The organism is Weissella viridescens, assembly GCF_001437355.1.
GTDB lineage: Bacteria > Bacillota > Bacilli > Lactobacillales > Lactobacillaceae > Weissella > Weissella viridescens.
On record NZ_JQBM01000001.1, the window covers coordinates 171,053 to 198,035 of the forward strand.

Annotated in this window: 19 protein-coding genes; 5 read left to right on the forward strand and 14 right to left on the reverse strand. The window is 40.3% G+C overall.

All coding sequences use genetic code 11. The annotated features are described in order from the left end of the window. Positions 1-527: 527 nt before the first annotated feature. The 5 genes from IV50_RS00845 to IV50_RS00865 form a co-directional block, all read right to left on the reverse strand. Positions 528-1,241: an MIP/aquaporin family protein gene (locus tag IV50_RS00845; protein ID WP_057743699.1), complete on the reverse strand. Its 714-nt coding sequence runs from the start codon at positions 1,239-1,241 to the stop codon at positions 528-530. A 12-nt stretch (positions 1,242-1,253) separates the two neighbouring features. Next, complete coding sequence (gene tpiA, locus IV50_RS00850) at positions 1,254-2,027, reverse strand: triose-phosphate isomerase (RefSeq protein WP_057743702.1); 774 nt, start codon at positions 2,025-2,027, stop codon at positions 1,254-1,256. After that, a complete protein-coding gene (locus IV50_RS00855; protein ID WP_057743705.1) occupies positions 2,024-3,835 on the reverse strand; it encodes an FAD-dependent oxidoreductase in 1,812 nt (603 codons plus the stop codon). Before IV50_RS00855 ends, tpiA begins: the two co-directional genes overlap by 4 nt. Beyond that, positions 3,835-5,349, reverse strand: coding sequence for a glycerol kinase GlpK (gene glpK / locus IV50_RS00860; RefSeq protein WP_141324813.1), 1,515 nt, complete (start codon positions 5,347-5,349; stop codon positions 3,835-3,837). Before glpK ends, IV50_RS00855 begins: the two co-directional genes overlap by 1 nt. Before the next feature lie 627 nt (positions 5,350-5,976). Next, positions 5,977-7,599, reverse strand: a complete 1,623-nt coding sequence (locus IV50_RS00865; RefSeq protein WP_057743712.1) for a malolactic enzyme — start codon at positions 7,597-7,599, stop codon at positions 5,977-5,979. A 121-nt stretch (positions 7,600-7,720) separates the two neighbouring features. Between IV50_RS00865 and IV50_RS00870 the strand changes: the two genes are divergently transcribed. Next, entirely contained in the window at positions 7,721-8,596 is an 876-nt protein-coding gene (locus IV50_RS00870) for a LysR family transcriptional regulator (RefSeq protein ID WP_057743716.1), read from the forward strand. A gap of 69 nt (positions 8,597-8,665) precedes the next feature. On the opposite strand, the gene spxB is transcribed toward IV50_RS00870, so the two are convergent. From spxB to fba, 7 genes are all read right to left on the reverse strand, one after another. Then, entirely contained in the window at positions 8,666-10,489 is a 1,824-nt protein-coding gene (gene spxB / locus IV50_RS00875; RefSeq protein WP_057743719.1) for a pyruvate oxidase, read from the reverse strand. Between the two features lie 256 nt (positions 10,490-10,745). Continuing rightward, on the reverse strand, positions 10,746-12,125 hold the full coding sequence (locus IV50_RS00880; RefSeq protein WP_057743722.1) for a polysaccharide pyruvyl transferase family protein: 1,380 nt from the start codon (positions 12,123-12,125) through the stop codon (positions 10,746-10,748). A 127-nt stretch (positions 12,126-12,252) separates the two neighbouring features. Next, positions 12,253-15,720 (reverse strand): CDP-glycerol glycerophosphotransferase family protein, encoded by a 3,468-nt coding sequence (locus IV50_RS00885; RefSeq protein ID WP_057743726.1) that lies wholly within the window; start codon positions 15,718-15,720, stop codon positions 12,253-12,255. A 167-nt stretch (positions 15,721-15,887) separates the two neighbouring features. Continuing rightward, positions 15,888-17,069, reverse strand: coding sequence for a CDP-glycerol glycerophosphotransferase family protein (locus tag IV50_RS00890; protein WP_069201653.1), 1,182 nt, complete (start codon positions 17,067-17,069; stop codon positions 15,888-15,890). Positions 17,070-17,172: 103 nt separating this feature from the next. Further along, positions 17,173-20,610, reverse strand: coding sequence for a CDP-glycerol glycerophosphotransferase family protein (locus tag IV50_RS00895; protein WP_057743729.1), 3,438 nt, complete (start codon positions 20,608-20,610; stop codon positions 17,173-17,175). A gap of 121 nt (positions 20,611-20,731) precedes the next feature. Further along, entirely contained in the window at positions 20,732-21,331 is a 600-nt protein-coding gene (locus IV50_RS00900; RefSeq protein ID WP_057743732.1) for a cadmium resistance transporter, read from the reverse strand. 191 nt (positions 21,332-21,522) lie between these two features. Beyond that, a complete protein-coding gene (gene fba, locus IV50_RS00905; protein ID WP_057743735.1) occupies positions 21,523-22,401 on the reverse strand; it encodes a class II fructose-1,6-bisphosphate aldolase in 879 nt (292 codons plus the stop codon). A gap of 502 nt (positions 22,402-22,903) precedes the next feature. On the opposite strand from fba, the gene IV50_RS00915 reads away from it, so the two are divergent. Together IV50_RS00915 and IV50_RS00920 are read left to right on the forward strand one after the other, a co-directional pair. Next, positions 22,904-23,857 (forward strand): dimethylarginine dimethylaminohydrolase family protein, encoded by a 954-nt coding sequence (locus IV50_RS00915; protein WP_057743741.1) that lies wholly within the window; start codon positions 22,904-22,906, stop codon positions 23,855-23,857. A gap of 22 nt (positions 23,858-23,879) precedes the next feature. Further along, the gene (locus IV50_RS00920) at positions 23,880-24,464 is read left to right on the forward strand and encodes a pentapeptide repeat-containing protein (protein WP_057743744.1); all 585 of its coding nucleotides are present in this window, start codon (positions 23,880-23,882) and stop codon (positions 24,462-24,464) included. A gap of 32 nt (positions 24,465-24,496) precedes the next feature. On the opposite strand, the gene IV50_RS00925 is transcribed toward IV50_RS00920, so the two are convergent. After that, positions 24,497-24,823 (reverse strand): MazG nucleotide pyrophosphohydrolase domain-containing protein, encoded by a 327-nt coding sequence (locus tag IV50_RS00925; RefSeq protein ID WP_057743747.1) that lies wholly within the window; start codon positions 24,821-24,823, stop codon positions 24,497-24,499. A 59-nt stretch (positions 24,824-24,882) separates the two neighbouring features. On the opposite strand from IV50_RS00925, the gene IV50_RS00930 reads away from it, so the two are divergent. Then, positions 24,883-25,452: an LOG family protein gene (locus IV50_RS00930; protein WP_057743749.1), complete on the forward strand. Its 570-nt coding sequence runs from the start codon at positions 24,883-24,885 to the stop codon at positions 25,450-25,452. Between the two features lie 164 nt (positions 25,453-25,616). Then, positions 25,617-26,147 (forward strand): hypothetical protein, encoded by a 531-nt coding sequence (locus IV50_RS00935; protein WP_057743752.1) that lies wholly within the window; start codon positions 25,617-25,619, stop codon positions 26,145-26,147. 33 nt (positions 26,148-26,180) lie between these two features. Here the strand turns inward: IV50_RS00935 and IV50_RS00940 are convergent, their stop codons facing one another. Continuing rightward, entirely contained in the window at positions 26,181-26,975 is a 795-nt protein-coding gene (locus IV50_RS00940) for an SDR family NAD(P)-dependent oxidoreductase (protein ID WP_057743754.1), read from the reverse strand. Between the last annotated feature and the right edge of the window lie 8 nt (positions 26,976-26,983).

A 26,983-nucleotide genomic window follows, 5' to 3' on the forward strand; every position in this document is an offset into this window, starting at 1 on the left:
CTGATAAAAATTTGACTATGAATCTTTTGAGGAACTTTCATCGTTGTATCAATAATTTAAATCTGCATTATAACTTTATTAGTCATTGCGATAGGTATTCCGATGTTGATCAATAGCTATCGATTGACTCAAAGCAAATTTTGTCGACACCGTTGGATCGAATCAAGAATCATAAGTTTAAGTTATCTAATATAGTAAAGGGGGGCATTACTGTAATGAACGGCCAAATTCATTTATTCTAGTTTACATAATATGTATTATCGTTAGTTACTAATTTGTAATGGTACCACTAATAGTTACTGAAGTTAATAGCATATTGATGCTGCAATATTCCAAAATACCATTTACAATGGCTATCTTATTAGTTCCCACAATCAAGTTCCTTTGTACAAAACAAAAATGGCTAGAAGTATTCCGGCTTTGATCCCGACACGCTTCTAGCCACTTATTTTATATCATCTTATATATAGATTCGCTTCTTCCGGGAAGCTACGATAACAGACGGACTCAACTTAGACTTCAATGAATCAGCTAGCTATATTAATAGTATCATCACTTTCATCCAGAATATATCTGTCAACTAATGCTGCAATGACTGATCCAACAAACGGCGCTGTTAGATATACCCACAAATTTTGCATAGCTAGTCCACCAGCGTAAATTGCTGGAAATAACGAACGGACTGGATTCATTGAAGCGCCAGTTAAGTTACCACCTACAAATACTAAGACGGCTATGGTTAGACCAACTGCAATTGGTGATTGAATGGCGTACATATTCGTCTTTGCATGATTCAATACAAGAATCAATACCAAAAGAAATGTGGTTAAAACAACCTCGGTCAAAAATGCGACTCCGCTCGAAATATTTGGGAATACAGTACTATTTAAATGGTTCTTAGCAATTTCTTGTGTCCAAATGCCACCAGTACCACGCAAAAATGATTTATAGGTCATTACAACTAGTGTCTCACCAATTAAACCACCAATAAGCTGTGCGAGCACATATATGAACGCCTCTGTGGCTTCCATTCGCTTGGTTAAATACATCATTAAGGTCACAGCTGGATTAAAATGTGCTCCGGACAGGGGCCCAAAGGCATAAATTAACACAGCCAATGCAAAACCCCAACCAATTGCTGGCCCAACTAGATCGTTAAAGTTTCCAAAAATGACCAATCCTGTACCAAAATAGAGTAGAAGTGCGGTTCCAACCACTTCTCCAAATAATTTTTTCTTCATTACCCTACACCACTATCCTTCTGTGGCAGCATTAACCATTTTTAAGAATGCTGCTGGTTCCAACGATGCCCGACCAATCAATAGCCCATCAATATCTGGCAAATTCAAAATACTTTTTGCATTATCGGGGGTCACCGATCCGCCATACTGTATTCGAATTTTATCCGCTACATCTTGCGAAAATAAAATAGCTAGTGATTGACGAATCACTCGACCAGAATGCTCGATAATTTCTGATGAGGGCGCCTCAGTTGCTCCAATAGCCCATGCTGGCTCGTACGCAATAACAATCCGATGCGCCGCCGATTTTTCAACACCGGCTAAAGCTACGGCAATTTCCGTAAGTGGTGCCATCTCGACATCATCCGGGTTGTAACGAGTTGTGTCCTCTGCAATGGCGACAATCGGTGTTAATCCGTTACGTAAACTAGCCGACACCTTTAGACCAACAGAGCCGTTCGTTTCTTTAAACATCTTTCGACGTTCATAATGCCCAACAATTGATCCAGTAACACCGATATCCGCTAAGGCTGCCGGTGATGTTTCACCTGTATAGGATCCATCATCTGCCCAATGCACATTTTCCGCAAATACACCAATTGGTAAGCCTAATGATTCACTGTATTTCACCATTTCGTGCAAGTAGACATCTTGGGCTGCAACCCCGACTTGAACTTGCTTTACATTCGGCAGTTTCCCTTGAATTTCATGTAAAAATTCATAGACTTCATCAACTTTTTTATTTGTTTTCCAATTACCAATAATTAACGGGGTTCGTTTTGTCATCGTCCTGCCTCTTTTTTTAGCGTCTTTAGTTGTGTTTCATCACGCAACCGTACATATTCCGCACGCATGATGGCTTTCGTCTCTGCCGACCATGTTAAGCATTTTGCCATTTCTTCAATAACCGGTTCTTCTAATCGTTGTAGGTCTTCAGACTTGAAAAGCAAGTAGTTGGTTCTGCGTAGAAAGAAATCAATTGGCCGCAAAACAAATTCATGCTCAATGGCATAATGAAGCGTACTCGTTTCTGTAATTGACAAATGTGGTGCACTCACCCCTATTGCAATGTACTTTGCAAGTTCTGGTGTATTCGATCCATACAAATTAGCGAGTTCCAAAGCTTCAGATTCAAGAATACCCAATGACTCTAATTGTTCCGCATATCTATTAATTTCAGCGTCAACTTGATTAGGATTAAAATGTCCGCCTGATACAGGATAATTTGTTGAATCAATAAGCGTCACAGCCTGACTAAATTCATCTGATAAAGCTTTTTCAACAAACTTCATCGTATCTGATGCCATCAGGCGATAATCGGTTAATTTTCCACCAGACACATTGATGATGCCATTTTCAACCTCAATTTTATATCCACGTGAAACGCTTGACGCGCTTTTTGCACCGCCAGATAAGTCTTGTAAAGCTTGATTAACTTTCTTCCGATCAACTTCATGGTCAAAGTATTGATTTATTGTGGTATCAAGTGCATGCAACGTGTCATCAGATACATCTTTCTTTGTGGTGTTACCGTTATAATCTCCATTTCCAATTAATGGTCGAATTCCAGCCCAACTTGCCTGAACGTCTTCCAACGTAATCTTGGCTTTAGGAAAGCGCCGATTAATTGCAGTTAATAAATAATCAACATCCGGTTGTTCAACTTTTGGATGTGCATAGTCACCTGTGTAATCAGTATCAGTTGTTCCAAAGTAAGTTTTATCCGTTCTTGGAATCACAAATAACATACGTCCATCGTGAAACCCTGAATCAAAATACAACGTATTTGGTACAGGTAAACGATCTTTTTTTACGACCAAATGAACGCCCTTGGTTGGACGCATCGCATCAGTGGTTTGTTCATCAGCGATTTCAGTTACGCGATCATGCCAAGGACCGGCTGCATTGATAACTAACTTTCCTGTAATATCAAAGGTTTCGTCACGGAAGACATCATTAACTTGAACTTGCTTAAATGCACCCGCATCAACAATTTTTGTCGCTTTGATATGACTTGCCACAACTGCCCCGTCCGTCACTGCTTGTTTAATATTTTCAATTGTCAAGCGCGCATCATTGTTTTGAAAATCCAGATAAATGGCTAGTCCCACCAGCCCCGTTTGATCTAGCATTGGCAAATAGTCAATTGCTTCCTCTGCAGATAACAACTTGTGGACATACGGACTATCTTTAGAAACTGCGGCTAATTTATCATAGATTTCCATCGCAATTTCAGCACTCATTGGCGTGAAAGTGGCTTCAGGTTCGTCGTAGAGCGGCATCATCATATGCGAAGGACGTGGAATATGTGGCGCAATCTTTTGTACACGGGCGCGCTCCCCAACCGTATCAGCTACAACATCAACATCGAACGTTTTTAGGTAGCGTATCCCACCATGGACTAACTTTGTTGACCGACTACTAGTTCCTTCAGAGAAATCTTGCATATCAATCAAGGCGGTTTTTAATCCCGATGCTGCCGCTTGAAGTGCAATACCAGCACCCGTAATACCGCCCCCAATAATCACCACATCGAAGACGGTTTCTTTCAATGTTTTAACTGCTTGCGTACGTTGCTTACTATTAAACTGCATTATATTTGACCTTTCCGATTTGGCTTAAATACCTGCGTGGCCTCAACAGCGCTTATCCATCCATCGTATAATTCATCAGCTTGTTCAGCTGGCATTTCTGAACCAAATTCAGTGGGCTGATTAACCAATGTTTTCAATTCGTCAATATCTGACCAAAAACCAACTGCTAATCCAGCCAAATAGGCAGCCCCAATTGCTGTTGTTTCGACATTCGCAGCTCGAACAACTGGCTTTTGAATCAAGTCTGCTTGAAACTGCATGAGATAGTTATTGAGTGATGCTCCGCCATCGACATGCAATTTTGCAACTCGTAAACCAGTATCAGCATGCATGGCTTCCATCACATCTTTACTCTGGTAAGCCAGTGATTGTAGTGTCGCCTTGACGAAATCTTCACGCGTAGTTCCACGCGTCAGTCCAAAAACTGCTCCACGAGCTTCCGAATCCCAATAAGGTGCGCCCAATCCTGTAAAAGCTGGCACAACATATACCTCATTTTCGTTTGTTGAAGCGTTTGCCATCGTTTCACTTTCTGGACTACGTTCAATCACACGCATACCATCACGCAACCACTGCATGGCCGAGCCTGCAATAAATACAGATCCCTCCAAGGCATACGTCACCTCACCCTTGATTCCATATGCAATTGTTGTTAATAAACCATTATTTGAAAGCTTGGGTTGATTCCCAGTATTCATCATAATGAATGACCCTGTTCCATACGTATTTTTAACATCACCTTGGTCTAACGCTAATTGGCCAAACAAGGCCGCCTGTTGATCCCCCGCCATTCCAGCAATAGGGACTTCTGCGCCAAAGAAGTGGATGGGAATGGCCTTCCCATATACTTCAGACGATTGACGAACCTCAGGTAACATTTTTAGAGGAATATTTAAGAGTCCGAGCAATTCAGAATCCCATTTCAGGTTATTAATATCAAACATCATCGTTCGTGATGCGTTAGTGAAGTCAGTTGCATGAACCGCACCTCCTGTTAACTTCCACAATAGCCATGTATCAATTGTTCCGAACAAAAGGTCACCATTCTCTGCACGTTGTTGTGCACCACTTACATGATCAAGAATAAAGCGAACCTTCGTTGCTGAAAAATAAGCATCCGGGATCAACCCTGTCTTTTTTTGAATCAAATCCTTATGACCGTCAGCAATCAACTTTTCAGCAATTGGTGCTGTCTGTCGTGACTGCCAAACAATCGCATTATGAATTGGCAGACCTGTCTCTTTGTCCCATACAATCGTCGTTTCACGTTGGTTAGTGATACCGACACCCGCAATATCCGTCGGTTGAATCCCCGATTGAATCAGTGATGTTGCGATAACCGCTTGTACGGCAACCCAAATTTCATTCGCATCTTGTTCAACCCACCCTGGTTTAGGATAAGACATTGAAATTTCACGTTGTGCTTGGGCAATTGTCTCCCCCTTTTTGTTATATATAACAGCACGTGTACTAGTTGTTCCTTCATCGATAGATAATATATATTTTGACATAATTCAGTGGTCCCTTTCATTTTGCATTATTCACAAAGTTATAAAACTACGCAGATACAAAAATAACTATGGACTTGGCCAAGCCTCAAAAAGAAAGCGCTTTCTTCACTCAAAAGCATACACCCTGCCAAATTTATTCACAAGCTTATTTTTAGTCAAAGGTGTAAGTGTTTTTCAATTTTAATTTACCGTCGCATTCAAAAACACTTGAAACAATTCAATTTATTCATAAAAACGAAAACCTAATTGAATCAAAAACACTTTCATATCAGGTAAAAGCTTGGACCATCGTTATAAAATTATGATTGTAAATATTTTTCATGATTTCGAGGGACATCTGTGAAATCATGTTAAATATAATTTTCTCATGATTTACTCATCGCCAAAATATGGTTCGTTTCACAAATGCAATTTAATTTTGTACTTGCTTCACAAAATTAAATAAGGTCATTTTAAAGTCAACGTATGCGTGAAAATTTTCCATATTCACTTGTGAAAACTGAAAAAAACCTTAGTCTTATTCAAGTATTGTTGGTACCCGACAACATCAGTTCAAAATTATAATTAATTTTAGGACATAAAAAGCGCTGAAAGTAAAAAATACAATCAGCGCTTTTAAAATATAATCTATTAATATTCTGGAATCCATTCAGCATTCTTTACAGCTGCTTCAACGTCAGGCATTGACTTACGGTTGATTCCTTCGGCCACGGCTTCCTTTGCCACAGCAATCGCCACACGTTCTGACATCTCACGTAGACTTGATACTGGTGGCAATACTGGTGCACCTGATTGACTTGCATCAACCATACCACCTAATGCATGGGCGGCAGCTGAAATCATGCCATCAGACAAAATACGTGCTTGTGAAACAATCGTTCCTAAACCAAGACCTGGATAGACGAGCATATTATTGGCTTGCCCGATTTCAAAAGTGACACCACTATATGTCACTGGATCAACTGGAACCCCTGCTGCAACTAAGGCCTTACCATCAGACCATTTAATAATGTCAGCAGGCATCGCTTCATGCAAACGCGTTGGATTTGAAAGTGGGAAAATCTTTGGGTGTGGTGTATTGGCAGTCATTTCTTCAACGATTTCCTTGGTAAACGAACCAGGATTGGTCGATGTCCCTACTAATACCGTTGGGTGGACAGCTTTAACAACTGCTTCCAAATTTGTTAGTGCTTCTGGATGCTCAAATTCTGCACGTGAACGGGCAAATGGACGCTGCTCATCAGTTAAGGTCTCATCATCATCGAACAACAACCCTTGTTTATCGACCATATAGAAACGTTGACGCGCTTCTTCTTCAGAAAGCCCTTGTTGCATAAATTCAGCTAAGACACGGTTTGCGATTCCAGTTCCAGCGGAACCAGCACCATAGGTTAGATAAACTTGATCCTTGATGTCTTCACCAGTAATGGCGAGTGCACCAAGTACTGCTGCTGTGACAACAATCCCGGTTCCTTGAATATCATCATTAAAGGTTGGCCAGTCAGCTTTATACGTATTTAAAATCTTAGTTGCTGTTGAACGACCAAAGTCTTCAAAATGTAGGTACATTTCTGGGAACAATGATTGCGCTGTTTTAACAAATTTATCTACAAAGTTAAAGAAAGTTTCACCACGCTCACGTGGTTGACGGTTACCAAGATAAGCTGGATCATCTAAAAGACTCTGACGATCGGTTCCAGCATCGATAGAAACTGGAAGCACGTGGCTAGGGTCAATGCCGGCAGCAGCAGTGTAGACCATTAGCTTACCAACAGCAATATCAACACCTTGCACACCCCAATCACCAATACCTAAGATTCCTTCGGCATCGGTAACCACAAGTAAGTCAATTTCACGGCCATCGGCTGCGTTTTCCAAAGTTGCCTGGATGTTTTCAGGATGGTTGATGTCTAAGAAAGCGGCATTCTGCGGGTTCACAAATAAAGCTGAGTAGTTTTCGATGGAGTCAGCAATTGTGGGATCATAGACAACCGGCATAAATTCAGCCACATGCTTATCCAACAAATTAAAGAACAGCGTCCGGTTTTCGTTAAAAATTTGTGAAAGGTAAAGCCGCTTTTCCAAGTTTGTTGCTTTTGTTTGGTATTGTGCATAGGCTTGATTGGCCTGCTCATCAATACTTTGAACATGACTAGGAAGTAGTCCAACTAGCCCCAATTCTTCACGTTCAACTTCGGTGAAACCAGTCCCTTTATTTAAAAATGGGTTATTTAATACTTCATATCCACGCATGCTTAATGCCTCCATAAATTATTTTTTATTTAATGTATATCCACATTGTAGTCGCCACCAAAAATTATAGTCAAACCTACATGGTATAATAAGATATACTTATATGAAGCAGGTGCAGTCCATGAACATGAATGATTTATCTTACTTTATTGATTTAGCTGAAACACACTCATTTACAGCCGTCGCCAAGCACTTTGATATTAGTCAGCCCAGTGTGACGTATGCCATTAAACGACTCGAAGAACACTTTGAAGCCCAGTTAATCAACCGGGACCAATCGCATAAAACCATTTCGCTAACTCCCGCAGGTTCAACACTCTATTTGGCTGCACAAAAGATCGTCGCCGAATATCATTTTGCCCAATCTGAAATCAAGCTGCAGACGCAGCAAAAATTGACGCTAGGACTGCCACCAATCATTGCTACCTACTACGCTCCGAAACTCAGTCATTTACTACTTGAACATAATCTTTTAGAACATGTACAAACCATTGAAAATGGTAGTATCGATTTAATTAATAAGGTTAGTCTCGGTCAATTAGATATGGCCCTCATTGGTGCGCCTACACCACCTACCGGACTCCAAAATGTCCAATGTAAACAGATTAGTGCCTATCCCTTTGTACTCATTACTGCAGATCAGACCACTCCAGACCAACTCTCATTCAAAGAGTTAGACCAACAAAAATTTATCCTATTAAATGAAAGTTTTGTTCACAATTCAGTCTTTACCCAACTTAGTGAAAATAGTGGTGTGCACCCTTCTATTTCGTACCAAACGAGTAATCTTACCCTACTAAAGGATTTAGTTCGTCAACACGGTGGCATGAGTTTTATCACGACCCTCGCCCTAACCGATGCCGATCAAGATTTAAAGCAGATTAAACTAACTGACGTAGATTTACCAACTTTTAACATCTATGCTGTAAGTCGCATTCAAGAGCATGCCGACGCCATGACTCGTGAGCTTGAGGGACTTATTAACCATCTCGATTAAAAAGACGTCCAACTCTTAAAAGAGTCGGACGTCTTTTTAAATATCATAAGTAAAATTTATACGTAACCGTTAGAAACTGTACTTGTTATCACTATCATTTTCCTTGATATAACGTGATTCTAGTCCTTCAGCTTCAAGGAATTCACGAAGTGGTACAAGGTCTTCAGCTTCGTACTTTTCCTTGTACGCCTTAACAACATCATCACCATAAAGCTTTGGATCCACCTTCAATGTCTCAACCGGAATTGGACGGTCTTGGGTAATCTTAGCATCGACGACAACAACACGTCCTTGCTTATATTGAGTCACAGCTTCTTGCATGACTTCATCAATATCCTCAATTCGACGAACCGTTAACCCAACTGCCCCTTGAGCTTCAGCAATTTTAGCGTAATCAACATCAGTGAAATCAACTCCGAAGTTATATTCATTGGTATCTTCATACTTGTCTTTAATAAAGCCATACTCTGTATTTGTGAAGACAACGTTAATGACTGGTAAATTGTAACGGACATTTGTAACAACATCTGGATAAGTCATTGAGAAGGCACCGTCACCCATCAAATTCCAAACTTGGCGGTTTGGATAAGTCTTCTTGGCCCCGATACCACCTGGCAAGCCAATTCCCATTGTGGCAAACAATGGTGATGTACGCCACATGTTCTTTGGCGTCATGTGCAAGTGACGTAGTGACAATTGCGTTACATTCCCAACATCAGTTGAGTAAATGGCATCTTCGTCTGCATACTTATTGATGGCATTATAAACTTGGTAGGCTTGCAATGGTCCCTCAGTCTTATGCTCCAACTTGTCCATATACTCATGCCAGTTTTGTACGTTCTTGATATTAGCATTCCACCAGGCTGATTCTTCAACAGGCGTTACCTTTTCCAAAATTGCATCAATTGCCTCACCAGCATCACCAAGGATGGCAACATCTGTTTCGTGACGCTTACCGAGCATAGCAGGATTGTTATCAATTTGGATAAACTTATCAACATTTCGGAAAGTTCCTTGTACTTCAGAGAATGGGAAGTTTGAACCAACGAATAACACTGTATCCGCTTCAAGGACCATTTCATTAGCAGGCTTCCAGCCAACACGGAAAGTTGAACCAGTTAAACCTTCAAAGTCCCATTCGAAAGTTTCATAGTTCTTACCCGTTGTAATGACCGGAGCCTTAAGCTTGCGTGCTAAATCTTGAACAGCACTTCCATGCCCCATTGTCCCCACACCAGCATAAATAATTGGACGCTTAGCTTGTTCAAGAAGATCAACAGCAGCATCAATTTCTGAATCCAGAACCGGAGCAGAACGATAGTTTTGGAAATCAGCTCCAGAAGAATAAAGTGGTGTTGAGTACAGTGATTCCTCGTCAACTTCAGCAAATCCAAAGTCAGTTGGTACTTCAAGGACTGCTACTCCACGCTTGGCGATTGCCGTACGGATGGCGTCATCAACCAAATGAGGTAATTGTTCTGGCGTTGCCACACGACGATTATAAACCGCAATATTTTCATACATTGGGTTTTGGTTCAATTCTTGGAAAGAATCCATATTCAATTCACGCACTGGCTTTGAACCTAGAATGGCCAAAACAGGTACGTTATCCATGGCTGCATCATACAGACCGTTAATCAAGTGGGTTGCACCAGGTCCACCAGAACCAATTGTCACACCCAGCTTACCGCCAAACTTCTTTTGCATTACGGCAGCCATCGCACCAACTTCTTCATGTTTAACTTGTAAAAAGTTAATCTTATTCTCTGGATTACCCATGGCATTCATAAACCCACTTAATGTTCCTGACGGAATCCCATAAATGGTTTCAACACCCCAACCTTCCATAACCTTTAACGCTGCTAATCCTGCTGAAATCTTCTTATCTGACATAAGTAAGCCTCCTTTGATGTAACGCTCCTGTAAGCGCTTTCTTTACTTTATTGTAGCGGATTGTCTGAGTCGTGTCAAGGAAAGTTGACTTAGCATGTAATTTTCAATAAATCATCCGTTAATTGCTGCATTTTAGCAATATTAGTTTGGACATTATCGATATAATAATAACTCTGTGTCCCTTTTTTAGTGTAGTTAATAATTCCAGCCTCCTTCAAAATATTTAAACCAATGAAACTAAAACAAAAACCCTGATTTAATCTTCATCAGGGTTTTCAGTTGCAGTTTGCAGTTGCTTTTGGAGTTGTTCAATTTGTGCATGCAATTTATCATTTTCGTTTGTTAAGGCATGGTTTTTCTCTTGATTATGCTTGATTGCTGCTCTTAAACGCTTTTCTTTGATTAGATTAGCCGTAGTGCCTTCAGCTAGCCGTGATCGTCGTTCAACATCAGAAATTTGTTCTGATGAAGCCACCGCACGATATAGGTTCGACTGCTGTTCAAGTCGATCCGCGTATGTCATTTTAGGATCCTGTTCGATGGTCGGTTCCAAACCATTCTTTTTCAAAAACGTAATGAAGTTAGCGAAATTAGCCGCTTGCTTTCGTTCAGGCGCATGCATATCCAATTCTTGTAATAATGCTTCAGGCGACGGGTTTTCATCTAATCGTTCTGGCAAAACATAAGGTAACCCATGAAACTCAACAAGCTCTTGCATCCGCGCATCAATGGGAATCGTCACACTGGGTGTTCCGGCTAACGTTGCTGCGACATTTCCATGGAAACGCGTTCCAATACTAAAATCCGCATGCTTCATTTCGTTAATCCAAGTCGGTGCATTTAAAAAGAATTGTGCTTCTCCACTCGCATACGCTGGGTCATGAATATTTGATGGGTAATGATTGATTGAAAACGTTGACCCACCACTATATAACAATTTAAACTCATCATACTCCTGTGGAATATAGCTAACATGTGCATAATCACGGTGTAAGTTGCTGATATAATCCATCGTTTTTTCTGGCGCACTCTTCGAAATATTAGTTTTAAATCGACTCGATTGTAGACTGAAATCTGATCGTAGATCCCTAATTTTTAACTGAGGACCGAACGCGTACATTGAGGGGCAACCAATCACCACATGATCCTCACCCTGCTTGAATCCAAGATTATTCAGATATTGCGCCGTAATGTCACCACGCAGGCCCACTACACTAGACTTCTCCAAAACTGCAGCTACAAAATCACGTACAATATCATCATATTCAAAATGTAAATCTGCTTCTGCAACACCATAGTCTGCTCTTACCCCCATACCGATGAGATAAACTGGTATTTTCAAAGCCCGAATAACATTTGTTAGTGCCTTTAACGTCGGCATAAAGTCTGGCCGGATTGCGTCGGCAAGGGCAATGATATAACCGTCATAATTTGTGTTAATGTCATCTACTTTGCTCATGCTGACAACATATTCATCACTCTCAATCGTGACATCCGGACTCACTAAATTACGAAAAATACCGTAGGCATACAACATATTTCCTGAATTGGTGCCGATGAAGTCACGAGCAATTAAGTCACCCGGGGTTTTATATTCAAGCGGATGTAGTCCACTTCTCATGAGATATTTTTTCATAGCCTGCATCTCCATTTTTCGCTCAAACGTTCATGAATTCAACTCAATAGGTAAACGTTGCAAAGTATACCACAATCGAAACATCAAAAAAACAACCTTACCCGGAGATAAGATTGCCTTTGATGTTTTATTTCCCATCTAAGAATGGAAGTGACTTTGCTAAATTCAAAGCTGAACGTAATTCATTCTTTACCTTCTTCTTTGCCTTTGTTTTAAGTTCTTCTAAATCTAGTGATGGTTGGGTATTTTTCACAATGTTTTCAGCCACATTTGCATCTGTAACCATGCGTACTAACCCCTTGTTAGCTGAAATGTAACCAACTGATGTGCGTAGACGTGGCACACCTCCAATGTTCCAATCGACACCATCAACCGTAAGAATACTTCCCTTTTCAAGGGTAAACTTACTTTGCGCACTTTCAACCCACTTTACACCAGCATAGGCATATTGTGTTTTTAATAGCTCAACCTTGAATGGTGCTGCTTGTGTTAGTTTAATGTACTGGTTCAAGTTATTGATTGGGAAAACATTTGTAACTGCTGGAATATTTGTAACTGGCACACCTTCTTTAATTTGTAATTCTTTGAAGGCATCACGCGCACTTTGCGGTGACTGACACAATGACATCCCAATATTCTTTGTTTTAGTTCGTAATTCTTCAATAGACTTACATGACGTTACATCTGCTCGTGTTAACACTGGCGCAAATGCACGTGCTTTACCATACATCGCCAAATTATCCTTGTATTGCGCAAAGACAGATGAAATATATGGATCGAATGGGTGTCTGAAGTAGTACTCAAACTCACTTTCACCAACAAAACGATCAAAGCGATCAGGATCATCGACATTTAGCTCGGCATAATCCTTTGCAAAACGTTCAATGTTTTCTGAAATGGCTTGGTGTGAGTCATTTTCCTTAGGAATAAAGATTGGTTCAACGCGACCATCAACCCGCTTATAACCAGGGATACTCTCATATGGTGTCGTTGCAAAGATAGATTCAAAATCACTAAAGTTCGCAGGCATTTGTGTGAAACGATGACGAATTGATTCCCCAGTTGTCTCAGTGAAATTACGAACATAATAGAATGGATTTGGAACATCCTTTCCAGCGGCATCCTTTAACAAACGAGTCAAAGTATCTTGCGTATAACCACGACCCCAGAACTCAATAAAGGCAAACTTTTCGTCAAAATTGATTTCTTGCTTCAAATAATCTGTAACAATTGGTCGGCGCTCTGCTGCAATCTCGAGCAAGCGGTTCTTATAAGCTTCTGATTGACTAAAGATTTCACGGATTCCCACTGCAATATCACCAGTCAACGTTGGTTCATTTCGATAACCCTCTAATTCAGGCAAAATTTGCAACAATTCCTCTTCTGGCAATTGGCTTGACTTCACCATATCATCAAAATCATCCATCACTGTAAACATACCAAATGGTGTGAATGAAGCTGGATCGACCTCATCAATAAATGACGCCACACGCCAAGCTTTACGAGATCCGTAAATAAACTTTGCCTTGATGGGTAACTGTTCAGTTTCAATCAAGACGTCCGCAATTTGCTTCAGGTAGTAACCATCTCGTGAGATAAAGTACACGGTTTTATATCCGCGTTCAATCGCATCGCGCAAAGCCCAGTTTACATATGGCACAAATGTTGGTCCTACGAATGAATATGCGTAATATGATGGCACATCAAATTGCATCTGCTTTTGGTCAATCAATTCCCAACGACGACGTTCGAATAAGGTCGCTAAACGATACGCATCATAGGCAACACTCCGGTCAGCAGTGTCCACAAAATAGCGTTCATTCGGAACAAAGTCAGCCATATCATGATTGTACGTTTGAATGCCTAATCGACGTGGCACGGTTCCATCAGCTTCCTTATTATCGCCATAGTGGACCCACTTTTGATAATAGTAATCAATATCAAAGAAAATATAGCTAAAGAGGCGTCCCGTTGACTTTTGATAACCAACTGAACTTGAAACGTACATTGGAATATCAGCTAAACGTGAATCAGCACGTGTCACCATTGCTCTGATAACGTGTTCAGGCAAATACATGTCTGAAATCAACATCACATCATTTCCAGCTTCTTTTAACTTAAAGAGTAAATCAATACGCTTTTGAATTGGTTGCACTGCGTCAATTTCATATTGTGCTTCCGTTTCAGCCAAGAACTGTACTTGTGCATCACTTAAGTTGAAGTTCGCTTGTAATCGTCCGAGAATATCCTGAAGTGTTACTTCAATTTTATCAGTATCACGTTCATAAGTTGTCTTTCTAAAGACATCACGCTCATCTGCTTCTACTTGCTTACGAACTTTCGTATAGTTTTCAAGCAAGTAACTTGAGAATGGTTCATCAGTATAATGGACCATTGCCGATTGAACCTTTGCAAAAATGCTATCAGGTGAAAGTGCATCACGTTGAATCAATGTATCAAAAATATCAAAGGTGTGTAGTTCTGGAAAGTGCTCATGCTTAGGCTGTGCATCATCTGCCGCACGAATCAACTCTTCGATGGAATGGTTTTGCTCGTACTTGAAGAAGTAGTCCATCAAATATGACTTATTTTGAATTGGTTCAATGTCTGTATCAAATGTTTGCAATAAGCCTTCAAATGACATGACAATATCTCCACCTGTCAATTCGAAGTAATCACCAATAAGTTCAGAATCATTCACGTATTGTTCATAATCCGGAATATAGCGAATAAACTTACTTACACCACTTTCCAACAAGTCATAAAAGATTGATGAATAATCGACGACACCAACCGTGATTTTGTCAAAGATTTCGTATACATCATATTGGTCATTCCAGAAGTAAATATTCTTATCATCTGCAAATTGCTTAGCAGCTTGTAAATATTCTGGATCTGCTAGCATGAATGGATGGAGCTTCAATATGAAGAGACTATTATGCTTGGCCATCTTCTCTGAAATTGCCCCCAAGTCAGGTAATAACGTCTTAAATGAACCATTCACGTTTGTAAAGCGATACGTTGGTGCAAACAAATAAACCTCATCGAAATCATCAATGAAATCAAGTGCGCCTTTGTCCGTCCGCATACCCGGTTCACGATACACACTATTACGTGGGTATCCACCACGAATAATTTGATCTTCCGTCAACCCCATATCCGCCTCAAAGTGGCTCTCCATTGCCGGTGAGGTAGCCAAAAACTTCAGATTGTTGCGATATAAGGCATAGTTACGTGCATATTTACGCACGATACTTTCTGCAAGCGTTGAATCAGGTCCAAGCCCCAATTCAATATGCTTTAATCCGACACCATGCCATAAATTAAGGATAATGGCATCTTCATTCAAAGATGCTGGATAGCTTTCACGGAAATTCTCAGTGACGTACACATCGGCATCCTTAAACAATTGTTCTGCTTTATTTGATTGCGCATATGTTGCCTTGTAACCAAGACGGGCAACCATTTGTGCTTCTTCTTTTGTATCAGCAATCCACCAAACTTCGTGTGTTTGAGCATTATGTTTTTGCATATACATCAGCAAAGCCTTTGGATTTCCTTGCCATTTATATGTTCCAAATAACCAGAGTTTCATTTTTATGTCCTATATCCCTCTATAACAAAATCAAGAAAACTGTCTAAATCTCTCTCGGATGATTATACACTATAACGTTTACATTTAAAACACGATAGTCCCGCATCGTACGTCCATCAATAATTGCAATCGTATGGAAATGTATAAATGATTCACGCCAATTCAAACTACTTTAAATGACCAAAATCAGTTTCCAATGCATCTACAAAACGCGCTGATGCTTGACCATCTAAATCATCAAAATAAAAATCAAGAAAATCCTGTAACTTAGTTTGGCTCTGATTGTCACTATTTTCAATTGCTTGAATCAACCCCGGCATATTAGCCGTAATCGGACCCGGCACGAAATCTTCATACTTGACATAAAAGTCTCGCGTGGCTCGATATTCGTCTAAATCCGGTGCAAAAAAGATTGATTGACGCTTTAGTAAACTATATTCAAAGATGACTGATGAATAATCGGTAATCAGCAAATCTGTGGTCAATAGCAAATCATTGATCTCACGTGAACTAGAAACATCATAGAAGAAATCCGAATAGACCTCCGGAATCGGCACCGCTTCTTTAACAAATGGGTGCATTTTAAATAAGAACACGTAACCTAATGGCGCTAACGCATCATGGAGGGATTTAAAATCTAACCATTCGTACGGATAGTAGGCATTTGACTGCCCACGCCCACGAAAAGTTGGTGCAAATAGAATGACTTTTTTATTTTGAATGAATGTTAATTTTTCTTCCAATTCTTGCACAATCGCGCTTTTTTTCTCGTCATCAAAAAAGAGATCCGTACGCGGCACCCCTAAGGGACACACCCGATCTTCATCAATGCCAAATCCCTCCGCATAAAACGGTGCGACATGCTTTGAAGAAACAATCGCTTTTGTGTAATTTCGGTGATTTTTAGATTTTGGATCAGGACCATCAGGTAACCCAACTCGGCTAAAGCCAAATTTTTTAAAAGCTCCCACCGCATGCCAAACTTGAATAAGTTCAGCGTTTTTACGCATCTTGAGTGGATAGACGAGCGGATAAAAATCATCAACTAGCACATATTTACTGGTACCAATCAGCCACGCAATTTTGGTGTACATCCAAAATGACTTAGCTTGATAGTTGGTACCATTCAAGGCAAATGCCATTTTGAATGGGTCGTCACGTCGGTTAATTTCATTGACGATATATTCAAAATTACCTGACAAACTTGATCGAGAATCCGACAAGAAAGCCACGTGGTTTTGGCGCACTGGTACAACCGATTTAAAAATCACATAGATTACTCTAAAATAAAGTTTTTTTACGCGCTGATAATATAGATTCAATTTATCCGAAATTTTTTTCAAGTTCATCCTCGTAACCCTCTCAGTAATACAAAAAGTGTCATTTTTGTTTGCACAAAAACAACACTCATCGCGTTCTAATTCAATTGTACTACAATATTGTGATTGCCGCCTAAATATCAAAGCCAGGGGTTCGCTTCAAAATTGCTTTGAGCAATTTCTTACCTTTTTTAGCTTGCTTACGCACATATGGACGTAAGCGCAGTGACTTTTTGATAATGTTATCAGCATCGGCACTCAATGTTACTGCAGTTTGTTGCTTATTGGCCGAAATATAACCAAGCTCAGTGCGTAATCTTGGCACGCCTTGGCTGGTCCAATCAATGCCCAAAACTGTAATAACAGTGCCCTTTTGCAAGACATACTTACTCTTGGCTACCTTGGTCCAATGCACACTTGCATACACAAATTGTTTTTCTTGCAACACAACCCGACATGGGAAAGTTTCAATATGCACATACCGACCCAAATCGTTGACTGGGAATGGGACTTTCGTTTGTGGAATATCCGTAACCTTACCGCGCTTAAGCTTTTGAATGCGGCGATATGCAGCCCGAGCACTGTCAGATGAACGACTCAATGACATTTCGAGATTTCGCGTTTGTTGGCGTAATCGGCGTGGTGTTGTAAATTGCACCTGCTTTGCACTCAATATCGGTGCATATTCTTGTGGTTCACCGTACATCGCCACATTATCCTTATATCGTGCAAAGACGGATGTGATATACCCGTCATATGGGTGCTTAAAGAAATACTTGTAGGCACTTTCACCAGTAAAGCGATCGAATTCACGGCCGTCTGCGACATGTAAATTGACAAAGTCACGCGCAAATAACTGAATATTTTCAGTTATTGCCGCATGATATTCATTTTCCTGACGGGTAATGATTGGCTTAACTGTGCCATCAACATCCCGTTCGTACCCCGGAATACTCTTATATGGCGTCGTTGCAAAAATTGATTCAAACGGACTAAAGTTAACCGGCATTTGCGTAAAGCGATGACGGATGGAATGTCCATCATTATCTGTAAAGTTTCGGACGTAATAGAACGGATTATCAACGGGATGCCCAGCAGCATCTTCCAACAGTCGTGTTAACGTGTCTTGCGTATACCCCCGACCCCAGAACTCAACAAAGGCAAATTTTTCATCAAAATCAATTTCTTGTTTCAAGTAATCCGTAACGATTGGGCGTCGCTCTGCCGCAATTTCCAACAACCGATTCTGATAAGCTTCAGATTGACTAAAAATTTCACGAATTGTATTCGCAACGGCCCCTTTTAAGGTTGGTGCGTGACGATATGTTTCTAGCTCTGGTAAGAGTTCAAGTAACTCCGCTTCCAGTAACTGACTTGATTTTACCAAGTCATCGAAACTATCCATCAAAGTAAACATACCAAACGGTGTAAATGATGCTGGATCCACCTCATTGATAAAAGAAGGGACACGCCAGGCCTTACGTGAGCCATAGATAAACTTCGCTTTCACTGACAGGTGTTCTTCAGCAATAATCACATCCGCGATTTGCTTCAGATAATATCCGTCACGTGAAATAAAGTACAGGGTCTCATAACCACGTTCAATGGCATCAGTTAACGCCCAATGCACGTAAGGGACAAATGTTGGTCCAATATAGGCATAGGCATAATAAGCTGACATATCAAATGTCATATTTGCTTGATTAACAAGTGCTTGTCGGCGGCGTTGGAAGGCTGTTGCCAGCTTATAGGCATCATAACGATATGGCGCTTGAGCCTGTTCAACATACCATTGCTCATTTGGCACAAATGTATCCATATCATGATTATACGTTTGGATACCAAGTTTGCGTGGGGCTTTGCCATCGGCGTGTTTATTATCACCATAATGGACCCACTTAGCATAATGATAGTCACTATCAAAGAAAACATAATCAAACAACTTACCGGTCGACTTTTGGTAACCAACTTCACTTGATACGTATAGTGGTAATTCGACCAGACGTGGATCAGCTGCCTCAAGCATTTGTTGAATCACTGCTTTCGGCAAATACATATCCGAAACAAGCTTTACATCATTTCCAGCTGCAATCAGCTCAAATAGCATGTTAATACGTTTTTGAATGGGTTGAACTGCACTAATTTCAGCCGAAACTTCTTGTTCGTATAGAAAAGCTGTTTGCGCATCTGAAAGATGGTAGTTTTGCTGTAAACGATTTAAGATTTCTTGCAGTGTCACTTCAAACGTATTAGATTGACGCTCATATGTCGTCTTCTTAAAGACATCTCGTAAGTCCGCCTCTACTTCTTGGCGAATTGTTTGGTAGTTATCAATCAAATACCGTTCAAATGGTTCCTCAAAATCTACGAGTTGTTCTTGAACTTCAGCAAAAATGCTGATGGGTTCAAGCGTGTCTCGCTTAATTAAGGTATCAAAAATATCAAATGTGTGTAATTCAGGGTATTGACGATGACGGGGTTGCGCAGCATCCGCATCTTCAATCAAATAATCAATCGTTGTCGTTTTCTCATATCCAAAGAAATAGGTCATCAAAAAGGCTTTGTTTTCAATTGGCGACTGTGGTTGATTAAATGACGTCAGTAAATCACTGAAACTTGTCACAATCGTTCCACCAGTTAACTCAAAGTAATCACCAATCAATTCTGAATCATTGGTATATTCTTCAAAATCAGGTATATAGCGGATAAATTGATCAACACCACTTTCCAATAAATCATAAAAAATAGATGAGTAATCAATAATACCTACCGTGATTTTATTGAAAATTTCGTAAACATCATACTTATCGTCCCAGAATAATAGGTTTGGATGATTTGAGAACTCTGTCATCGCTTGTTGATATTCTGGATCTTTTAACATAAATGGATGTAACTTTAAAATAAATAACCCATTTTGGGTGGCCATCTTATCCGCAACTGCCTTTAAATCAGGTAAGAGTTGCTTGAATGCACCATTAACATCTTTATACCGATATGTTGGTGCATATAAATAAACTTTATCGAAATTATCAATAAAGTCCAATGCCCCGTGGTCAGTGCGCATTTCAGGATCTCGATAAACTTGATTCCGTGGATACCCACCCTTAATGATTTGCCCTTCATCGAGTGGCATGTCTTCAATGAAATGTTCTTCCATAACCTCAGAGGTCGCCAAAAATTTGAGATTATTCTTATATAGTGGATAATTTCGGACGTATTTTTTAACAATACCATCAGCTAAAGCAGATTCGGCACCAAGACCAAGTTCGATATGCTTTAACCCAACGCCATGCCATAGATTTAGAATAATCGCGTTTGGATTTAGACTAGCTGGGTATGTTTCACGGAAGTTTTCCGTAACATAGACATCAGCTTCAGCAAATAGTTTTGCAGCCTTACTTGAGCTCGCTAAAATCGCCTTATACCCCAGACGCTTAACTAGCCGCATTTCATCACGTGTATCAGCGACCCACCAAACGTCATGCGTTTGTGCATTGTGCTTTTGCATGTACATCAAAAGTGCTTTAGGGTTTCCTTGCCAACTATATGAGCCAAACAACCATAGTTTCATACTTCTTCCTACATTTCTAATTTATTCTTTTCAGAGAGACGCAAAGGCACTTCTGAATTTCTGCGCACATTCAAGCGCATATGTATCACGGCTCGACAGCTTTATCGAACCCGCTATTTTATTATGTGAATAAGATATAGAGACCCAGCCCAACATAGATGACCGGAACCAAAATCTTTTGATATTTTTGAACGAAGTTTCTAATGACTGGTAAATCAGAGATAAGTTGACCAATCCAACACCAAATTGGAATCATGATAATGAATAAGCCAAGCACACCCCACATTTGGACATTGGAATACTTACTAAACAATGGAATGTAGATGCCCATATTGTCAGCCCCATTTGAAATGGTAAGTGTCATGATTGTCCCTAAAGTCAATCCTGTGGCTGTATGCACTTGCTTTTGAACCTTAGTATGATAGGCCGTTTCTTTTTTAGCTGTTTCATCAGCCTTATATAACTTGTAAAAGCCACTCATCCCCATCAATAACGGGAAAATCCCCAGCAGATTCAAGTAATTTAAATTAAAAGCATGTAGCATTGTCACACAGGCAATACTTAAGACTAAGATGGCCCCAATTCCCAGCAACTGACCGAATAAAATGGTCGAACGTTGTTTTCGATTCGTCGCTTCAGCATACAAAATCGTTAGGATAACGAGATCATCCAAATTACTACTTATAAAAGCCACAATCACTGAAACAATAAAATGTATCATATTCCTGTTTCCCTTTTCTACTCTTTATAAATGACTCTACGTATTCATTATTGTACCATTTTTAATAATAAATGTTATAGCAGCAATTGATTTCATCGTGTAAATCCATCGATGGCGACTTCTCATATTCTAACTGATACAACTTGCTTTGCTAACAAAAAAGCGTGTACACATGCGTACACGCCCTTCCATTATGCTTTATTTTGTGAACCAAATACTTTTATACGATCTTCACACATTGCTTGAATGGCTTCCGATCCCGGTTGAAGGAACTTACGAGGGGCATAGTTTTTACCCTGTAGGTCTTTATCTGAAAGCACAAAATCACGAATGGCTGTGTGGAAAGCGAGTTGTCCTTCAGTATTGACATTTACCTTAGCAATACCCAATTTAATCGCCTCTTGAATTTGATCGTCGGGAATTCCAGAACCACCATGCAAGACCAATGGTAGGTCTCGACCCAGCTTCTCAGAAAGCATGTCCGTAATCGCCTTCAAGTGATCTAAGTGCAATCCCTTCCAATCAGCTGGGTACTTACCATGAATATTTCCAATGCCGACAGCAAGTGAATCGACACCAGTTTCTGCCATCTTAAGGGTATCATCAAGCGAAGCAATTTCACCGTCTGCAATGACCCCATCTTCTTCACCGCCAATTGTTCCGACTTCGGCTTCCAATTGCTTATCCTGAGCATGAACTAAATCAGCAATTTCTGCTGTCTTTTTTACATTTTCATCCAATGGTAGCGCAGACCCATCAAACATGATTGATGTAAATCCTGCTTGTAAGGCTTCGTGAACATCAGTTTCAGTCCCGTGATCGAGATGAATTGCCATAGGCACAGTAATATTAAGGGCCTCATACAAATCAGCAATCAAGTCATGCGCCACTTTAAAATCACCCATATACTTGGCAGCACCACCCGTGACCTGCATCATCACTGGTGATTGCATTTTTTCACAAGCAAGTAAGATTGCTTTGGCCCATTCCAAGTTATTCACGTTAAAAGCAGGCACGGCATAGTGTTCTGCTCGTGCTTTTTGTAGCATATCGACACCATTTGTAATCATGTTTGTTACCTCTTTTTTTAATGGTTGTTATTAAAGTTCATTGGCAAATGACCCCATATCTTGTGGGGCCGTACCTTTAGAATAACATTTTTTTACATAAATCAAAATGCCCACCGCCTGCGCCATTTTATGTCTGTATTTTATTTTTATTAAAAACGAATTTAATATTTATTTATTTGAACTAGTTTTAAATTAATCGAAACCAAACAGCCTCCTTACAGGTATTTGATTCATTGCGGCTGGTAAAGCTAACTCGTTTACATGCAGGTGTCGCAACAAATAGCTCTGAGTATGGCTGGCACCAAAAAATTAAACACCTCTCTTGGTTTAAATACGAATGGTTGCCCTTATCCCTACTTCAAAGCTACCAAAAAACCGGTCTTCAAGCCAATTAATAACAAAATGAAAGCAGATAACATATTGCAACGTTATCTGCTTTTTATTTTGCCTTTGCTGGACTCTGTTATACTTAAGTAAAAACCACCGAAGGGAATCACATCACATGTCAGACACAATTAACGTTATTTCAGAATTTGCCCCATTAAAAAAAGTTGTCCTAGCACAGTCTGAATTTGCCTTTTCCAGTCAAGCCGTCTACGACGAAATGGACAATGGTGAGTATGACTTTCTAGATGAGACTTATGCCGACATTGAAGTTGGGCACTATTCTGAAGATTTTGCCACAGCATACCCAAAACTCAATCAGCAATGGTTGGCAGAAAAACAGAACCTAATTGAAGTCTTTAACCAATTTGGTATTGAGGTGATCCGTCCCCGGTTACTGAATACCACGGAAAAGGAACGCGGGCTTGCCTCTGGTGATGGCTACAGTAATTTTTTTGTGCGTGATCCTTTCTTCACAATTGGCTCAACGGTTATCAAAGGTCATTTACGTTTGCCACATCGTAAGCATGAAATTGATACAATCAATGACTATCTCGTTCGTGCAACAACAGCAGCCAGCGCCCCTTACATCAGCGTCTCCAAAGGTTATTTAGAAGGTGGTGATGTACTCGTCCTTGGCCATGATATACTGGTCGGTTATTCTGGTTTAGCAAGCGACATCACTGGGATTCAATGGATTACTGATACATTGGGATCCGATTATCATATAATTCCAGTGAAACTGCATCCCCATATTTTGCATCTTGATTGTGCCCTAAGCTTATTACGTCCTGGTCTCATGATTGTCTGCCCAGAAGCCTTTATAGATGGCATCCCTGACCAACTTAAGGACTGGGAACACATTGACGTCACACTGGCGCAAGCAACGCAACTAATATGCAATGGTCTACCAATCGATGAACGTACGTATATCACTGATGTTGCCTTTACTGAACTGATTCCACGCATTGAGGCACATGGCATTCAGGTCATCGCTTTGGATTACCAAATTTCACGTATGTTTGGCGGAAGCTTCCGTTGCACAACTCAACCGCTACAACGCCTAACCTAACCAAAAAAGGATGAACTAATATATGACAGATGAAACTCTTCCCATTTCTGATTTAGAATACGGTGGAAGCTATACCAACTGTGTCATCATTAATGATGGCGCCCCCTTACGGCTAGATACCATGCAATTTGAAAAATGCACATTTTCAACTATTAATTTTGACGAAAGTGAAATTTTAGATTGTACGTTTATTCACTGTGATTTCTCCAATACAGACTGGTCAGGTAGTATCATTTATCGCAGCCTTTTTGAAAATTGTCGCTTAGTTGGTATCGACCTAGCGCAGACACAGTTAAAAGATACGCGCTATACAAACTGTCACGCCCTCTATGCTAATTTTTCTGAAGCAAAAATGACTAACACCGCTTTTCAAACCACGCAATTAACTGAAAGCTATTTCCAAAACCTACTCAGTATTAAAAAAACAACTTTCGTTGCATGCCAATTAGACGGCGCTGATTTTGGCGGCACTTCACTCAAAGGCGTAGATTTCTCCAAGAGTAACTTTGAAAGCCTCGTCTTTTCACCAGAACTCATGGCTGGCTGTACTTTAAACCAAGAGCAGGCAGCTATTTTCATGATAAATCTAGGTGTTAAAATTAAATAAAAAGACGTATGTCAGTTCTGGCACACGTCTTTTTATTTTGCGTTTGATTTAAAACGTCCATTTAATTTATCTTCACTATATTGCATAAGTTCACTGGGCGAAATGCCAAATTTCTCACAAAAAATGAACACTTCATCTAGCACATCTGCCAACTCTTCTACGATATTTTCCTTTTCTTCTTTCACTGATTGCGTCCGCTCACCTGGATGATCACGCCCAAATTCAAAACGGCGAATTGCCTGGGATAACTCACCAACTTCTTCCGTTAAAAAATTCAATCGTCGTGATGAAGAGAGTTGTAACCAGCCACGTTCGGCATAAAAATCGGCCAACCACTGTTTATGCTCATCTAAATTCATAGTCGCCCCCCACAGTATGATATATTATATATCTATAATACATGAATTGGAGGCATATTATGCAAAAGATTGCGGTTTATTGTGGGGCTTCGACAGGTAATGAACCCGCCTATGCTGACGCTACTGTGGCGTTAGGCACTTGGCTAGCAGAGCATCAGCTTGAACTCGTCTATGGTGGTGGCGGTGTTGGTCTAATGGGATTACTAGCTCAAACAGTATTGGATCATGGTGGTGTTGTTCATGGCATCATGCCTCAAAATCTTTATGACCGTGGTGCTGCTCATCCAGGGCTCACTGATCTTGAAATTGTGCCGAACATGTCTGTTCGTAAACAAAAAATGTTAGCGTACGCTGACGGATGTATTGCATTACCTGGTGGTCCAGGGACTTTAGAAGAAATTGTCGAGGCTTTTTCTTGGGCTCGTATCGGCGATAACGATAACCCTTGTGTTTTCTATGATGTTAATCACTATTATCGACCAATCCAAGACATGTTCCAAGCAATGGTGAATACTGAATTCCTCACCCAGGCAGATTTTGATAAACTAGGATTTTTTGATAGTTTACCAAAAATGTTTCAATTCATGGAAAACTACGAACCTCCTTTGATTCGACAATATACAAAATAAAGCAATTAAATCAGCAGTTATGGCATTAAACGCCTGTTTAAGTGAATGAACTTATGTAATAAATATTAAAAAAGATTAGTATTAACCAACTTATCTTTGTAAATCCGTTAAGCTCAGCTATAATAATTAGTGTTAATAAAACCGTGTTATAGGAGAAACAGGTCATGAAAAAAACAGGAATTGTCGTTATGTTAGTTGCTGTACTCGCGCTGTGTGGTGCAACTGCATACTACGGCGTCACTCAAAATAAGCACAGAGCTGAAGTTAAGGCACAACAAAAGTCTTCTTATAAGGCTGCATCAGAAAGTTTGGCAAATGCTGCTAGTGATTCTGATGAGAATGCAAGTAACACTTCAACCGAAACTGCAAGCAACACTTCAACAGAGTCAGCCTCCGGATCAGTTGAAAAAGATGCTAAGAAGCTTAGCTTATCAGACTTTATGTCAACATATGGCACGTCATATGTTGGATACCTTCACGATCAACAAGGTGTTCCAATGGCTGATGCACTTAAATCAGCCAAAGAAAACCATATTCCTTTGACAAAATACGAAAAGGAAACCCTTGCTGGCCTCAAGGATGGTAGTGTTATCGCTACTGCAGATGGTGACGTTGCACCAGCAGCAGACGCAGCTACAACCGATCAAACAGATGACAATACTGCTACTGATCAAACTGAAGCAGGTACTGAATAGCATAAAAAAAGCGGTCCCGCAGGGTCCGCTTTTTTAATTCATCGTTGGAACAATGCCCCCATCCATCCGCAGCGCTTCACCTGAAAAAGCACCTGCTTTTGGACTAGCAACGTAAGTCACAAAGTCTCCAATCTCCTGAGGGGTAATTAATCGTTGAATAGTTGACGTTGGGCGATTGTTTAACATGAATAGACGTTCTCTTTCAGTTAAGCTTGCGATGTCTGGATACAGACTCTCCAAAAGACTTTCCACACCTTCAGTTAATGTTGAACCTGGCATCACTGTGTTGACGGTCACAGTTGTTCCAGCTGTCTGTAAGCTCAATGATTTTGCCAAACTCAGATTCATGGCTTTTGTCATAGAATAATGCGGCATTTCGGGACTTGGCATCACGGCTGCTTCACTTGCAATAAAAATAATACGTCCATCGGCATCCTTTTGTAAGAGCCGCGGTAAATAAAACTTTGAAAGTGCAATCCCCACAATGGCATTTACTTCAAAATAATGTCGCCACTCTTCAAGCGTCAATTCAGCAAACGTTGCTTCTTCAAAAATAGCCATGTTATTAACTAAAATATCAACTTTAGGAAACTGATGATAAAGTGCTTCACGTTCAGCTTCCTGGCTCAAATCAAAAGGGGCCGCGCTTATCGAAACATCGGGATACTGTAACTGTAATGTCCTCTGTACCTGATCAACTGTCTCAATTGAGCGACCGTTAATAATGACATTAACACCTTCTTGTGCTAAACTTTCAGCAATTGCGCGACCAATCCCCTTAGTCGAACCGGTCACTAATGCTGTTTTTTGTTTTAACTGTAAGTCCATTCCTCTCA

What these genes read in the sequence shown, in the direction of transcription:
- IV50_RS00845 (WP_057743699.1), bottom strand. Translation starts at nt 1,241, where the DNA reads ATGAAGAAAAAATTATTTGGAGAAGTGGTTGGAACCGCACTTCTACTC.
- tpiA (WP_057743702.1), bottom strand. Translation starts at nt 2,027, where the DNA reads ATGACAAAACGAACCCCGTTAATTATTGGTAATTGGAAAACAAATAAA.
- IV50_RS00855 (WP_057743705.1), bottom strand. Translation starts at nt 3,835, where the DNA reads ATGCAGTTTAATAGTAAGCAACGTACGCAAGCAGTTAAAACATTGAAA.
- IV50_RS00865 (WP_057743712.1), bottom strand. Translation starts at nt 7,599, where the DNA reads ATGCGTGGATATGAAGTATTAAATAACCCATTTTTAAATAAAGGGACT.
- IV50_RS00870 (WP_057743716.1), top strand. Translation starts at nt 7,721, where the DNA reads ATGAACATGAATGATTTATCTTACTTTATTGATTTAGCTGAAACACAC.
- spxB (WP_057743719.1), bottom strand. Translation starts at nt 10,489, where the DNA reads ATGTCAGATAAGAAGATTTCAGCAGGATTAGCAGCGTTAAAGGTTATG.
- IV50_RS00880 (WP_057743722.1), bottom strand. Translation starts at nt 12,125, where the DNA reads ATGAAAAAATATCTCATGAGAAGTGGACTACATCCGCTTGAATATAAA.
- IV50_RS00885 (WP_057743726.1), bottom strand. Translation starts at nt 15,720, where the DNA reads ATGAAACTCTGGTTATTTGGAACATATAAATGGCAAGGAAATCCAAAG.
- IV50_RS00890 (WP_069201653.1), bottom strand. Translation starts at nt 17,069, where the DNA reads ATGAACTTGAAAAAAATTTCGGATAAATTGAATCTATATTATCAGCGC.
- IV50_RS00895 (WP_057743729.1), bottom strand. Translation starts at nt 20,610, where the DNA reads ATGAAACTATGGTTGTTTGGCTCATATAGTTGGCAAGGAAACCCTAAA.
- IV50_RS00900 (WP_057743732.1), bottom strand. Translation starts at nt 21,331, where the DNA reads ATGATACATTTTATTGTTTCAGTGATTGTGGCTTTTATAAGTAGTAAT.
- fba (WP_057743735.1), bottom strand. Translation starts at nt 22,401, where the DNA reads ATGATTACAAATGGTGTCGATATGCTACAAAAAGCACGAGCAGAACAC.
- IV50_RS00915 (WP_057743741.1), top strand. Translation starts at nt 22,904, where the DNA reads ATGTCAGACACAATTAACGTTATTTCAGAATTTGCCCCATTAAAAAAA.
- IV50_RS00920 (WP_057743744.1), top strand. Translation starts at nt 23,880, where the DNA reads ATGACAGATGAAACTCTTCCCATTTCTGATTTAGAATACGGTGGAAGC.
- IV50_RS00925 (WP_057743747.1), bottom strand. Translation starts at nt 24,823, where the DNA reads ATGAATTTAGATGAGCATAAACAGTGGTTGGCCGATTTTTATGCCGAA.
- IV50_RS00930 (WP_057743749.1), top strand. Translation starts at nt 24,883, where the DNA reads ATGCAAAAGATTGCGGTTTATTGTGGGGCTTCGACAGGTAATGAACCC.
- IV50_RS00935 (WP_057743752.1), top strand. Translation starts at nt 25,617, where the DNA reads ATGAAAAAAACAGGAATTGTCGTTATGTTAGTTGCTGTACTCGCGCTG.
- IV50_RS00940 (WP_057743754.1), bottom strand. Translation starts at nt 26,975, where the DNA reads ATGGACTTACAGTTAAAACAAAAAACAGCATTAGTGACCGGTTCGACT.